This window comes from Psychroflexus torquis ATCC 700755, assembly GCF_000153485.2.
In the GTDB taxonomy this organism is placed as follows: domain Bacteria; phylum Bacteroidota; class Bacteroidia; order Flavobacteriales; family Flavobacteriaceae; genus Psychroflexus; species Psychroflexus torquis.
Genome location: NC_018721.1, coordinates 2,125,799 through 2,139,266 on the forward strand (window position 1 = coordinate 2,125,799; position 13,468 = coordinate 2,139,266).

Annotated in this window: 14 protein-coding genes; 12 read left to right on the forward strand and 2 right to left on the reverse strand. The window is 35.3% G+C overall.

The features are described from left to right. The 9 genes from P700755_RS09095 (at nucleotide 1) to atpG (ending at nucleotide 6,196) form a co-directional block, all read left to right on the forward strand. The gene (locus P700755_RS09095) at nucleotides 1–405 is read left to right on the forward strand and encodes a bactofilin family protein (protein ID WP_015024376.1); all 405 of its coding nucleotides are present in this window, start codon (nucleotides 1–3) and stop codon (nucleotides 403–405) included. After that, the gene (locus tag P700755_RS09100; protein ID WP_015024377.1) at nucleotides 380–595 is read left to right on the forward strand and encodes an AtpZ/AtpI family protein; all 216 of its coding nucleotides are present in this window, start codon (nucleotides 380–382) and stop codon (nucleotides 593–595) included. Before P700755_RS09095 ends, P700755_RS09100 begins: the two co-directional genes overlap by 26 nt. Before the next feature lie 6 nt (nucleotides 596–601). Further along, a complete protein-coding gene (locus P700755_RS09105) occupies nucleotides 602–997 on the forward strand; it encodes a DUF6168 family protein (protein WP_015024378.1) in 396 nt (131 codons plus the stop codon). A gap of 243 nt (nucleotides 998–1,240) precedes the next feature. Then, nucleotides 1,241–2,329, forward strand: coding sequence for a F0F1 ATP synthase subunit A (gene atpB, locus P700755_RS09110; RefSeq protein ID WP_015024379.1), 1,089 nt, complete (start codon nucleotides 1,241–1,243; stop codon nucleotides 2,327–2,329). Between the two features lie 27 nt (nucleotides 2,330–2,356). Then, entirely contained in the window at nucleotides 2,357–2,581 is a 225-nt protein-coding gene (atpE, locus tag P700755_RS09115) for an ATP synthase F0 subunit C (protein ID WP_015024380.1), read from the forward strand. 78 nt (nucleotides 2,582–2,659) lie between these two features. Next, nucleotides 2,660–3,154, forward strand: a complete 495-nt coding sequence (locus tag P700755_RS09120) for a F0F1 ATP synthase subunit B (RefSeq protein WP_015024381.1) — start codon at nucleotides 2,660–2,662, stop codon at nucleotides 3,152–3,154. A 9-nt stretch (nucleotides 3,155–3,163) separates the two neighbouring features. Next, nucleotides 3,164–3,694 (forward strand): ATP synthase F1 subunit delta, encoded by a 531-nt coding sequence (atpH, locus tag P700755_RS09125; RefSeq protein ID WP_015024382.1) that lies wholly within the window; start codon nucleotides 3,164–3,166, stop codon nucleotides 3,692–3,694. Nucleotides 3,695–3,735: 41 nt separating this feature from the next. After that, nucleotides 3,736–5,316, forward strand: a complete 1,581-nt coding sequence (gene atpA / locus P700755_RS09130; protein WP_015024383.1) for a F0F1 ATP synthase subunit alpha — start codon at nucleotides 3,736–3,738, stop codon at nucleotides 5,314–5,316. A 10-nt stretch (nucleotides 5,317–5,326) separates the two neighbouring features. Next, nucleotides 5,327–6,196, forward strand: a complete 870-nt coding sequence (gene atpG, locus P700755_RS09135) for an ATP synthase F1 subunit gamma (protein ID WP_015024384.1) — start codon at nucleotides 5,327–5,329, stop codon at nucleotides 6,194–6,196. Between the two features lie 103 nt (nucleotides 6,197–6,299). Here atpG and P700755_RS09140 read toward each other — a convergent pair whose 3' ends face one another. Together P700755_RS09140 and P700755_RS09145 are read right to left on the reverse strand one after the other, a co-directional pair. Further along, the gene (locus tag P700755_RS09140; RefSeq protein ID WP_083858480.1) at nucleotides 6,300–6,860 is read right to left on the reverse strand and encodes an IS630 family transposase; all 561 of its coding nucleotides are present in this window, start codon (nucleotides 6,858–6,860) and stop codon (nucleotides 6,300–6,302) included. Nucleotides 6,861–6,873: 13 nt separating this feature from the next. After that, nucleotides 6,874–7,368 carry a helix-turn-helix domain-containing protein gene (locus P700755_RS09145; RefSeq protein ID WP_015023841.1) on the reverse strand — a complete coding sequence of 165 codons (495 nt, stop codon included), beginning with the start codon at nucleotides 7,366–7,368 and terminating at the stop codon, nucleotides 6,874–6,876. Nucleotides 7,369–7,452: 84 nt separating this feature from the next. On the opposite strand from P700755_RS09145, the gene P700755_RS09150 reads away from it, so the two are divergent. The 3 genes from P700755_RS09150 to P700755_RS09160 all read left to right on the forward strand — a co-directional run bounded on the left by P700755_RS09150 (nucleotide 7,453) and on the right by P700755_RS09160 (nucleotide 13,468). Continuing rightward, the gene (locus tag P700755_RS09150) at nucleotides 7,453–8,706 is read left to right on the forward strand and encodes a peptidoglycan DD-metalloendopeptidase family protein (protein ID WP_015024385.1); all 1,254 of its coding nucleotides are present in this window, start codon (nucleotides 7,453–7,455) and stop codon (nucleotides 8,704–8,706) included. Between the two features lie 211 nt (nucleotides 8,707–8,917). Then, on the forward strand, nucleotides 8,918–12,145 hold the full coding sequence (locus P700755_RS09155) for a TonB-dependent receptor (protein WP_015024386.1): 3,228 nt from the start codon (nucleotides 8,918–8,920) through the stop codon (nucleotides 12,143–12,145). Nucleotides 12,146–12,328: 183 nt separating this feature from the next. After that, nucleotides 12,329–13,468: an ATP-binding protein gene (locus tag P700755_RS09160; RefSeq protein WP_015024387.1), complete on the forward strand. Its 1,140-nt coding sequence runs from the start codon at nucleotides 12,329–12,331 to the stop codon at nucleotides 13,466–13,468.

The window sequence follows — 13,468 nt, forward strand, 5'->3', positions numbered from 1 at the left end:
ATGTTTTCAGATAAAAATAAAACCGTGAACAACTCAGACTTGACAAAAGAACAGAACAAAATTGCTCAAGGAACCGTTTTTAAAGGAAGCATAGAGTCCCAAGGCAGTTTTCGGATAGAGGGTAAAGTCATAGGAAATATAACAACCCCAGGGAAAATTGTCGTAGGTAAAACAGGTTATATCGAAGGAGAAATAGACTGTGATAATGCTGATTTTGAAGGTGAATTTAAAGGACAGTTAAAGGTTAAGTCTCTATTGACTCTTAGAGCTACTGCTAAGATTGAAGGAGATGTGTTCACAGACAAGCTTTCTATTGAGCCTGGAGCTAAGTTTAATGCAACCTGTAGTATGAAAGGAGCCGTGAAATCTATCTCTGGAAATGCCAAAAAAGAAAAATCAGCCTAAACCGTGGCTTTATTTTACTGGACTAGGTTTACAAATGGCAATTATCATTATTGGTTCTGTTTTTTTGGGAATTTGGTTAGATGAAACCTTTATGAAGTCTTTAAAATTGTTTACGATTATTATCTCTCTTTTGGGCATATTTATTTCTATGGCTCATGTTATCGCCTCTTTAAAACACTTTAAGGATTAGACTTTTATGAAAAAAAAATTACAAAACCCTTACGTTTTTATCCTTCTGATTTCAGCGGTTATTTTTATGATCCATTATTCGATAGATTTAGTTTTTAACGTTGTCACTTATTACTCTTTATTCTTCATTTATATATTCCATACTATTTCTGCACTTTCAGTAGCAGGGGTCGTTCAATTGGTATATAAAAATTCCAAAGATCATGCAGGTTTTGCTTTTATGGGGACTAGCCTTTTAAAAATGCTGGCAGCCATTTTATTTCTATTACCAGGATTTCTATCTGACGATAAGCCAAGTTTCACCAATATTTTAAATTTCTTTATTCCTTATTTTGTGTTCTTAATATTTGAAGCCATCCAAGTCATTAAGCTTATCAATAAGGAGGAAACCCCAGTAAATTGATTTTTTTAATTTTCTTATTAAGTGTTTAATCTTTTTACTTGCTGCTTAGAACGCCGAGATCTGCTAGAGAATAGTAATTTTTTCTAAATTTTCACCTTCAGAGCTCGCTCAAATAGTCATGATTTTACTAAAAAGTTCGCTTTTCGTAAGAGAGGAAATATTTTTTTAAAGCTTTCATTTAAAATTAAAAAGTAAAAACATACATTTGCACGAAATTTCGAATTGATACTAAGTCAACTATTTATGGCAACACACAAATCTTCAAAGATTACAGTGGCTTTAATGCTAATGCTCATTTTGAATTCCTTTGCTTCATTCGCCCAGCTAGACACTGAGGGGGCTGTTGATGAGAGCTTCAACCCAACAGAAATGATAATGCATCATATTGGCGATTCTCATGGGTGGCACTTTTTTGGTGAAGGTGAAGATTCCTTTACATTACCATTACCAGTTATTTTATGGACAGATAAAGGTATTGCAACTTTTATGTCGAGTTCATTTCATCATGATGTCGAAGGGGAGCATGTCGTTGAATCTAATGGCCAAAAATTTGTAAATTATCACGAAAAAATTCATGTCTTAAATGAGGGTGAAGTCATGTTGAAATACGATGAAGAAGCTCATGCCGCACTTAATGCTAATGTTGCTTTTGATCTTTCAATTACCAAAAACGTAGCTTCAATGCTTCTTACAGTGATAGTGATGTTAATCCTTTTCATAGGATTAGCAGGCCATTATAAAAAATCTAAATCGGCTCCTAAGGGCTTTAAAAATATCCTTGAAACTTTAGTCATCTTTGTACGTGATGAAATCGCGAGACCACAAATTGGTGACAAGAAATTCATGAAATTCATGCCTTTCCTACTTACGGTATTTTTCTTTATCTGGATTACAAATCTATTGGGCTTACTTCCAGGAGCAGCAAACGTAACTGGTAACATATCTGTAACTGTTGCATTAGGGCTCTTTACTCTAGCGCTTACTATTGTTAATGGAAACAAAGATTATTGGAAGCACGTTTTTTGGATGCCTGGTATTCCAACTGCAGTAAAACCAATTTTGGCCATTGTCGAAATTCTAGGAGTCTTTATAAAGCCAATTGCGCTTATGATTCGTTTGTTTGCTAATATAACGGCGGGCCACATTATCACTTTAAGTTTAATAGGGTTGATATTCATATTAGAAAATGCGGGAGTTGCCGCGATTTCTGTCCCGTTCGCTGTATTTATTACAGTTTTAGAATTATTAGTTGCATTTTTACAAGCATTTATATTTACATTATTGTCAGCGCTCTTCATAGGGATGGCAGTGCAAGAACATGAACATCATTAATCTTTAATTTTTTAATATTTATTTACTATGGAATTATTACACGTAGGTATTGCAGCTTTAGGAGCTGGTTTAGCAGTTTTAGGAGCAGGAATTGGTGTTGGTAAAATCGGTGGGTCCGCAATGGAGGCTATCGCTCGCCAACCAGAAGCTTCTGGAAAAATTCAAACCGCAATGATTATTGCTGCTGCACTTGTAGAGGGTGTTGCTCTTTTTGGAGTAGTTACAGCTCTATTAGGTGTGTTAACCACTTAAAATGATTACAAACCCTCATACCCAACGGTTGGTTGGATGAGGGTTTTATTTTTTTAGAATTTAAAACACTTATCATATATGGATTTAATTACTCCTGAATACGGACTATTTGTTTGGCAAGTTGTTGTCTTGTTTGTCCTTATTTTCTTATTAACTAAATTTGCTTGGAAGCCTGTAATGAAGGCCGTTGGAGAAAGAGAAGCTTCAATCAATGATGCCTTAGCTTCAGCAGAAAGAGCGAAAGAGGAAATGGCCAATCTGAAAGCAGATAACGAGAAATTGCTTCAGCAAGCAAGAGCCGAAAGAGATGAAATGTTGAAAGAGGCTCAAGACATGAAAAAATCTATCATTTCTGAAGCTACAGAAGATGCAAATGAAAAGTCTGAGAGAATTCTTGAAAAAGCTCAAATCACTATTCAAAGTGAGAAAAAGCAAGCTTTACTAGAAATCAAATCTCAGGTTGCAGAATTATCCGTTCAAATTGCAGAAACAGTTGTGAAAAAGCAATTGGACGATAAGAAAGAGCAAATGACTTTGGTTAACAAAATGCTAGACGACGTTAAACTTAACTAACAATATCCTATGGGAAGTAGAGCGGCAGGAAGAAGATATGCCAAGGCCATTATAGAATTAGCACAAGAGGAGAATTTAGAAGATAAAGTTCTTGACGACTTTAAGCTTATCCATTCTACAATTGATGAGAATAAAGACTTGAAGTTGATGTTATCTAGTCCACTTATAGAAGTAACTAAGAAGCAATCTGTTCTTTTAGAGGTATTCAAATCAGTTCAACCTCTAGTTCAAAAGCTCATAAAAACCCTTGCGATCAACAATCGTATCGCAATTTTAGAAGAGATATCTGAAGAATACATTTCGCTCTATAATACACAGCGTCATATTCAATATGCATCTGTCATTACAGCTGCCAAGATGACTAAGGAAATCGAAGAAAAAGTTCAAAATAAAATTAAAGAAATAACCGGATATACAGCAAATCTAACCAACCAAGTAGATGAATCTATACTTGGTGGATTTGTACTCAGGTTGAAAGACCTTCAATTTGATGCAAGTGTATCTACTAGTCTTAACCGATTTAAAAGACAATTATTATAATATTAAACGGTATGGATTTACCATTTAACACACAATAAATTATGGCTGAAGTAAACTCTGCTGAAGTTTCAGCAATCTTAAAAAAACAAATCTCTGGATTCGAATCTGAATCTTCTCTAGACGAAGTAGGAACAGTTCTTCGTGTTGGAGATGGTATTGCCAATGTGTACGGGTTAACCAACGCACAGTTAGGTGAGCTTGTTGAATTTGAGGGAGGACTTAACGGTATGGTACTGAACTTAGAGGAAGACACTGTTGGTGTGGTTCTTTTAGGAAAGTCTAATACTATTAATGAAGGAGACTCCGTTAAGCGAACTAAGAAAACGTCTTCTATCCAAGTGGGTGAAGGTATTGTAGGTCGTGTTGTTAATACATTAGGTCAAACTATTGATGGTAAGGGAGAGATTGAAGGAGAAACTTTCTTAATGCCTATCGAAAGAAAAGCGCCTGGAGTAATTTATAGAGAGCCTGTTACCGAGCCAATGCAAACAGGAATAAAATCTATAGATGCTATGGTGCCTGTGGGTCGTGGACAAAGAGAATTGGTGATTGGAGATAGACAGACTGGTAAAACTTCTGTATGTATCGATACCATTCTTAATCAAAAGGAATTTTACGATAAAGGAGAACCTGTATATTGTATCTACGTAGCGATTGGACAGAAAGCGTCTACAGTGGCTGGTATTGCAAATCTTCTAGAAGAAAAAGGAGCATTAGCCTATACTACTATTGTTGCTGCAAATGCGTCAGATCCCGCTGCAATGCAGGTGTATGCCCCACTTGCTGGAGCTGCAATTGGTGAATATTTTAGAGATACGGGTCGTCCAGCTTTGATTATATATGATGATTTATCCAAGCAAGCTGTTGCTTACCGTGAGGTGTCTTTACTATTGAGAAGACCTCCAGGTCGTGAAGCCTATCCTGGTGATGTTTTCTATCTTCACTCCAGATTATTGGAACGTGCTGCAAAAATTATCAATGATGATGATATTGCAAAACAAATGAACGATTTACCCGAAGCTTTAAAAGGTAAAGTAAAAGGAGGAGGTTCTTTAACTGCACTTCCTATTATTGAGACTCAAGCTGGTGATGTTTCTGCTTATATTCCTACCAACGTGATTTCTATTACAGATGGTCAGATTTTCTTAACCTCAGATTTATTTAACTCTGGAGTAAGACCTGCTATTGATGTAGGAATCTCTGTTTCTCGTGTGGGGGGTTCTGCTCAAATTAAATCTATGAAAAAAGTAGCTGGTACTTTAAAATTAGACCAAGCTCAATATAGAGAATTAGAAGCTTTTGCTAAGTTTGGATCAGACTTAGATGCTTCGACTCAGAATACGATTGAAAAGGGAAAACGCAACGTTGAAATTCTTAAGCAGTCGGAGGCAAGTCCTTTCGCTGTTGAAGATCAAATAGCTATTGTTTTTGCAGGAACTAAAAACTTGATGAGAGATGTTCCCGTCAACAAGATTAAAGAATTCGAAAAAGATTATCTGTCTTTCCTAAACGCTAAGTACCGTAACGTCTTAGATCAATTGAAAGCGGGTAAACTAACAGATGAAATTACAGATGCACTCACAAGTGCTGCTAAAGAAATTTCCTCAAAATATAAAGCATAAAGCTTAATTTATGGCTAATTTAAAGGATTTAAGGAGTAGGATAACTTCGGTATCATCAACGATGCAGATCACAAGTGCCATGAAAATGGTTTCTGCTGCTAAGTTGAGCCGTGCACAAAATGCAATTGAGAACATGCGTCCCTATGCAGAGAAGCTCAACGAGCTTTTGCAAAGCTTAAGCGCATCCTTAGACAGCGATACAAATAGTCCTTACTCCAATCAAAGAGAAGTCAATAATGTATTAATTATTGCTATTTCTTCAAATAGAGGTTTGGCAGGAGCGTTTAATACAAATATTATCAAACGCGTAAGAAGTCTGTCCTCCGAAGGGTATTCAGGAAAGTCGATTAAGATTCTTCCTATCGGTAAAAAAGCGGGAGATATCCTTCGCAAATCATTCGATATGGAGAAATCTTACAATACTGTGTATGAAGATCTTTCCTATGATGCTGTTACAGAAATTGCTGAATACCTAATGGATCTATTTAAAACTCATAAGTTTGATAAAATAGAATTGGTGTACAACAGCTTCAAGAATGCAGCCACCCAAATTATTACGACAGAACAATTTTTACCTATAAAACCTGCAAGTGAAAGGGTTGGAGAAGCCAAGTCTAAGGACTATATATTCGAACCTAATAAGGCTGAAATTGTAGAAGATTTAATTCCTAAGTCTTTAAAGATTCAATTGTTTAAAGCAATTAGAGATTCTGTAGCCTCAGAACATGGGGCTAGAATGACAGCGATGCATAAAGCTACAGATAATGCTACTGAGTTGAGAAATGATCTTAAGTTGTCTTATAACAAAGCTAGGCAAGCTTCTATTACTAATGAGATTTTAGAAATTGTAGCTGGAGCTGAAGCGCTTTCAGATAGCTAATATTTTTAAAAATATATACAACAAAACCTCTGTAAAGGGGTTTTGTTGTATATAAAAGTCTGTGAAGTAGTTTCCTTCTTGTTGACCTAATAATAATACCAATTTAGTTATTAAATGCCGTATTAAAAGCTTTTAGAAAATGGTGATTTCCTGTTATAGATTTAATGGTTTCAGGTTTCATTTCGCAGACCATTTCGCTTAGCCATTGTTTTAAACTTTTCATCGATTCGAATCTTTGATTCTTAAATCGATTTTTAATGTATTGCCATACTTGTTCGCATGGGTTTAGTTCAGGATTGTATGGGGGTATTCTTAAAAGAACTATATTTTGTGGCACCTCTATATTTTTTGTAGAATGAAATCCTGCATTATCAATCACTACAATTTTATATTCCTTTGGATTATGTGTTGAAAATTCTCGCAGATAGGCTTGAAATATGTTAGTACTTACACCATTTATTTCCCAAACAAAAGAGTCTCCGTTTATTGGGGAGTAACTACCGTATAGATAGGTCGTTTTATAAATATGTTGATAGGTCACTATTGGCTTTACACCGCTAGCGGTTATGTATTTTCCAAGATGATTCATCATTCCAAATCGAGCTTCATCTTGAAAGTATAAATTAACAGAGTCGTAACTATCTTTATTAAGACTAATTCTAATGTTATCTAGCGTATTAGGGAGTTTTTAAAAAAGCTTTTTCAGCCTCTACATCTTTTTTGTAGTGAGATTTCCTAGGAGTCTTGGGTTTTGTTTTAAAATGTTGAATCAAATACTCACGGATCCGTTGGTACTTAACAACTACGCCATACTCTTGTTCTACCCAATTTTGAGCATCCCAGTATCCCAAAAAAGGATTATTTGGGTCATGTACTCTTTGGGATAAACCCTTATGTATTTGTGGTGTAATAATTTTAGACGTTTTATTTTTAGGCTTATCAGTTAACATCATCTCAACCCCACCAGCATTGTAGTTCACAATCCACCTTTCTAGGGTTCTGATATGAATCCCTAAAAAATCAGCTAATTCTTGTCGGGTTTCAAATTTGCCAGACTTAATGGCTAGCAAACTCTTTAAACGTTTTTCTGCTTTTAAGGTTTTCTGTTTTAACAAGAGTTTCTTTAGCTCCGAATCTGATTCCTTGATCTCTAAAATTGCTTTTCTTCCCATTCATAAATATACGAAAAATATACGGCAATACAAAACTTATTTGGTATAAAATGTATTTTTGACGTTTACTTTTAAATTTTGATATTGAGAACACCCTTCGCTTACTTTGTTTTAATAATTCTTTCTTTTACAGTATTGACCTCTTGCAATGAAGATATCGAAAAGGTATCCAAAAAGGAAACCATTGAATTGGAAGTTGAGAAAAAACCTGAGTCAAAAGTATATGGATTTAAGTTAAGTGATTTTGAAGTTATTTTAGATACTGTAAAACGCGGTGAAACTTTTGGGTTTATCATGGATAGACATGGAGTTACCCCAGGACAAGTTTTTCAAATCACACAAACTATCCCAGATTCTGTAATGAATTTCAGGCGTATCAATTATGGTAAGCCTTATATGCTCTTAAAGAGTAAAGATTCTACAAGACGGGTTGAGCATTTCATATATCAAAAGTCTGTCATAAACTATGCAGTTGTTAGCCTAGACAGTATCCACGGTCTAGCAAAGTCCAAACCAGTTACAATTAAACAGAAGACGACCTCTGGAGTCATTTCTTCATCGCTTTCAGCAGCTATAGATCAAGCGGGTTTAGATTATTTATTGACCAATAGATTCGCCGATATTTACCAGTGGAGTGTAGATTTCTTCAAACTTCAAAAAGGAGATCAATTTAAACTTATCTACAAAGAAAAATATATAGACGATACCATTTATGCTGGACTCGAAACCATAGATGCTGCGGTCTTAAAGCATAAAGGGAGAGAGTTTTATTCTTTCAATTTTGAAATTGATAGTTTAACTGGACGCACAGACTTCTTTGATGAGGAAGCAGGTACGTTGAGAAGTTTCTTTTTAAAAGCTCCCCTAAAGTTTAGTCGCATATCTTCAAGATATACTGGACGTCGTTTCCACCCCGTACAAAGACGTTGGAAAGCTCACAAGGGGACAGATTATGCAGCAGGAACAGGAACCCCAATCTGGTCTACAGCGGATGGTGTTATCACCAAAGCTAGCTATACCAGTGGCAACGGAAATTACGTCAAGGTAAGACACACCAATAAATACTCTACGCAATACCTTCACATGTCTAGAAGAGCTGTAAAAGTTGGCCAATATGTTAAGCAAGGTGAAATTATTGGGTATGTAGGACAAACCGGTCTAGCAACTGGACCTCATGTCTGTTACAGGTTTTGGGTGAACGGAAAACAAGTAGACCCCTATAAACAAGACCTACCAGATGCAGAACCTATGAAGGAATCTCTAAAGCCTTCCTATTTTGATTATATCAAGCCATTGAAAATAAAAATTGATGAGGTTGAGTATAAAAGGATTTTATAATTAGATGACTCAAATCTTGCTCTATCTTGTTAAAATTAGTGACTTTTTTTTTAAAATAAACCTACCGGTTTAGGAATTTAGTATTAATTTCGGCCGTAATTTCAAATCGAAATTTAATTTTTTAACAGTTTTTCTTAACATTGGCTTAATATTAAAACTTTAAATCTTGGTTTACTTTGCACCAAAATATAAACAAAAAAAACGTTTTCAAATGAAAAAATTGCTACTTGGCTTATTCTTAGTGATGGGAATTGGTATTTATGCACAAGGGGTAACTACTTCCTCTATTAATGGTAAGATCACAGACAATATTGATCAACCTCTTCCGGGGGCAAATATTATTGCTGTGCACACACCTACTGGAACACGGTATGGTGTTGTGACAGATTTTGACGGTTTCTACAGAATCCCTAACATGCGTGTTGGTGGACCTTACACTTTAGAAATTAGTTACGTTGGTTTTAACGACATTACTTTAAGTAATTTCTTTTTACAATTAGGCGATTCAGAAAGAATTAGCAAACAAATGTCGGAGTCAGACAACGCCTTGGATGAGGTGGTTATCTCGGCGTCTAGAAATGGTATTTTTGATTCTGGACAAACAGGATCAAATACAAACATTTCTCAAAGACAGATTTTGAATCTTCCATCTGCAACTCGATCTTTAGGAGATTTCATCAGAACAACTCCAGAAGCACAAGTTGGAGAAAATGGAAGCATTTCTTTGGGTGGTCAAAACAATAGATACAATGCCATTTATATTGATGGAGCGGTAAACAACGATGCTTTTGGACTTGCAGGTTCAGGAACCAATGGAGGACAAACGGGTGTAAGCCCAATCTCTATTGATGCTATTGAATCTTTTCAGGTTAATCTTTCTCCCTTTGATGTGAGGCAATCTGGTTTTGCTGGTGGGTCTATTAGTGCTATTACGCGTTCTGGATCTAATAATACAGAAGGTTCGGCATATTACTACTTAAGAAACCAAGATTTAGCAGGTAAGACACCTACAGCATTAAACGAAGATGATAGAGAGAGATTAACAGACTTTTCTGCAAAGCTTTTTGGAGCTAGAGTAGGTGGAGCACTTGTTAAAGACAAATTATTCTACTTTATTAACTACGAAAGACAGGATGAGGAAACGCCACAGCCTTTTGAATTTAACCGTTATCAAGGGGATACTCAAAATAGACAAGCTTTCACAAACCTAAGACAAGGTCTTATCAATACCTATGGATACGATCCAGGTGTGTTTGATAACAATACAAGTAGTTTGGTGAGTGATAAGTTAATTGCCCGTATTGACTGGAACGTAAATGATAAAAACAGCATTACACTTAAGAATAGTTATGTAAATGCTGAAAATACAAGTCCAAACCAAAGTAGTGATAGAAACATCAATTATACCAATGCAGGTGTATTTTTTCCTTCAAGAACTAACTCGACAACCTTAGAGTGGAGTACAACCAATGGTTCTAACATGTCTAATAACTTGATCGTCGCCTATACAGACGTATTAGATGATAGAAATCCAACTGGAAATCCATTTCCTTCTGTAAGAATATTTGACGGTCCAGGAAGTATAAACTTTGGTTCAGAGGCCTTTTCCACAGCTAACTTGTTAGAGCAGAAAACATTAAACATAACCAATAATTTTGAAGTTTATAGTGGACGTCATAAATTAACTTTTGGAGTTAACTTTGAATATTTTGATTCTAAAAATGTATTTTTTAGACAAAATTATGGTCAATATGCTTTTAATTCATTGGATGAATTTTCAACGTACTTAGATAATATTGACGGAAACGAAGCACCTGCTAGATTTTTTGATAGAGGCTATTCTCTTTTAGGAGGTATTGGTGATGACTCTTTAGGCGCAGCAGAATTTTCATATTCTCAGTTAGGGTTTTATGTTCAGGATGATATAGACTTATCTGATGATTTTAAAGTTAGTTTAGGTCTTCGTGTGGATGTTCCCTATTTTGATGATGGTTTAGTAAACGATGACTTCAACACAAGAACTGTAGAGCTTCTTGAAGCTAACGGAAAAGATTTACAAGGAGCGAGAGTCGGTAAGGCTATAAAAAGCCAAATTCATTTTTCTCCAAGACTTGGTTTTTCTTGGGACGTAGGTGGTAATAAATTAACCCAAGTAAGAGGTGGTGTAGGTGTATTTACTTCTAGAATTCCTTTGGCTTGGCCAGGAGGAGCCTATAACAATAACGGCTTAACTGCAGGATTCGTTGATGAAAGAGCAATAGATGGTGATATATTTTTTAATGGAGACCCCTTCAGTCAGCCTGTACAGCCAGGAGCTGAGCCAGGAACAGGAGCAAGAGGTGGACAAATAGATATCTTTTCTCCAGACTTCAGATTACCACAGGTCGCTAAGTATAATATCGCAGTAGATCAAAAACTACCAATATGGGGTTTAATCGCTTCCGGAGAATTTCTATATAACGACGTTTTAAATGCGATCTTTTATGAGAATTTAAACATTAAAGGCCCTGTAGGAAATCTTAATGGAGCAGACAATAGACCTTATTATGATAGACGTGACTTGATAGATGATGCTTATTCTAACATTATTTTAGGTACAAATACAAATGAGGGATATTCTTATAACGCTACGTTTAAACTAACAAAGCCTTTTGAAAATGGTTTTGCAGGTCAACTGGCCTACACTTATGGTGAGTCTTATAATGTTTTTGAAGGAACCTCTTCTCAAAACTCATCACAGTGGAGAAACATAGAAACGGTAAACGGTAAAAATGCTAACCCAGGTATTCAACGTTCTAACTTTGCATTAGGATCTAGAATCACAGCTAACATGAGCTATGAGTATGAGTGGAATGACAATGTAAAAAGTACTGTTTCCTTATTTTATGCTGGTGAAGAAGGGTCTCCATTTACTTATGTTTATAATAACAGACCATCAAACCTTCTTAATGATGATTCAAGAGACAACGCTTTAATATATATTCCTAGAGATGCTTCCGAGATTACTTTTATAGGTACACCAGCAGAACAAGCTGAGCAGTGGGAAGCTTTTAACGGTTACATTAATTCAAGTGATTACTTAAGCGAAAGAAGAGGACAGTATTCAGCGCGTAATGGAGAAAGAGGGCCATGGAGTCATATTGTAGACCTTAAATTTTTACAAGACTTTAGTGTGGATTTAAATGATAAGAATCATACGTTCCAACTCTCTTTTGATATTTTCAACTTTACAAATTTAATTAACAAGGATTGGGGTCGTAGACCATTTATCCCTGGTGGTGTTGGAATATTAAATGTAGAAGAAGGTGGTCCAGATCCTGTGTTTAGCTTTAATGCTGATCAATTTCAAACTGAAGCAGATATTGAAAATTTTGATGATTCAGGAATCCTATCTTCAAGATGGCAAATGCAAGTTGGTGTAAGATATATCTTCAACTAAACAACTTAAGAATTTACATTTTTTAAAGGGGCTATCTCAATAACATGAGATAGCCCCTTTTTCTTTTATTTCATTTAGTCTCACAATTATCTTATGTTATGATAAGAGGCTTTTTTTTTTGCAATTATTTCAAATTTGTTGGTGCTTACATTTGGTTTTTTTCTTGTAATTTTATCCTAATCTATGATTAACAAGCGCCTCCTTATTAAAAACCTACTTGCCCATAATGGGGAAAATAGTTTCTACGATAATAAATTACTTATAAACATAGGGAGTAAAGAGGGAAAAGCTAAATTTTTAAAACACGTGTGTTCCCTTTCTAACACTAACCCAATAAGTAATAGTTACATCGTTATTGGGATTGAAGATGAAAGCAATAAAATCGTTGGGGTTGACTTTTTTGATGACAGCAAAATCCAAAACTTAGTGAATGCCTATTTAGAACACCCACCAATCGTGTCTTACGAAAACATTCAATTTCCGCATTTGCCAGACGATAAGGTGGTGGGGCTCGTGAGCATTCGTCCAAAAAGAGATCAAAGCATCTGCGCTTTGCGTAAAAATATCTGGAAGTATTGGGGAGGTACCGTTTTTATGAGAGAAGGAAGCATTAGCAAGCCTAAGGTATTTGATATCGAAATAAAAGATATCAATTCTGAAATTGTTGCTGCTATTGAACAAAACTCTCAGAATAATATTGAATTAACTCTAGACAGTTTTCACGATTTCCTTTTAAACAGTAAAGATTTCAATCCTAAATATAAAGTCTTTAAAGAATACTTTGTCTTATGCTGGGCGGGAAAACCTAAAACCGTTGGTGATAAGACTTTCTATTCTAGAGTCAACATTCAGTTGATCAATGAGCAAGTCAAGTTGTTTTATTCTGATTTGGATGAAGTTGAAATTCAATATGATGAGGATAAGTTTCAAATTATTGAATATGTACATTTGGGTCTCCAAAATCAATTCAATTATTACCCTTTAGAAAAAGTCATGATCCATTTCAGAGATAATATGCATTACGATATAGAGTCCAAGTTGATGTTTGAGCCCCCTCAATTTGATCAAAAAACGCTAAGGCATTATCTCAACCATAATGACAGTCTCTTAAAAAAGCTTAAAAATAAGGTCGACTTAAATTCAGCAGAAAAAAGAGAACTTGTTAATTTGTCTACGATTTATCTTATCGCTTATCTCAATGGTTTTGCTTATTGTTTAGAAAATCTGGAGGAGGCTAAGCCTTTATTAAAGGCAGCACACCCTAAAGCTCATCAACGGCTAAAAGACAACTTAAGAATTTTACGAAAAACAAAATACAATTAG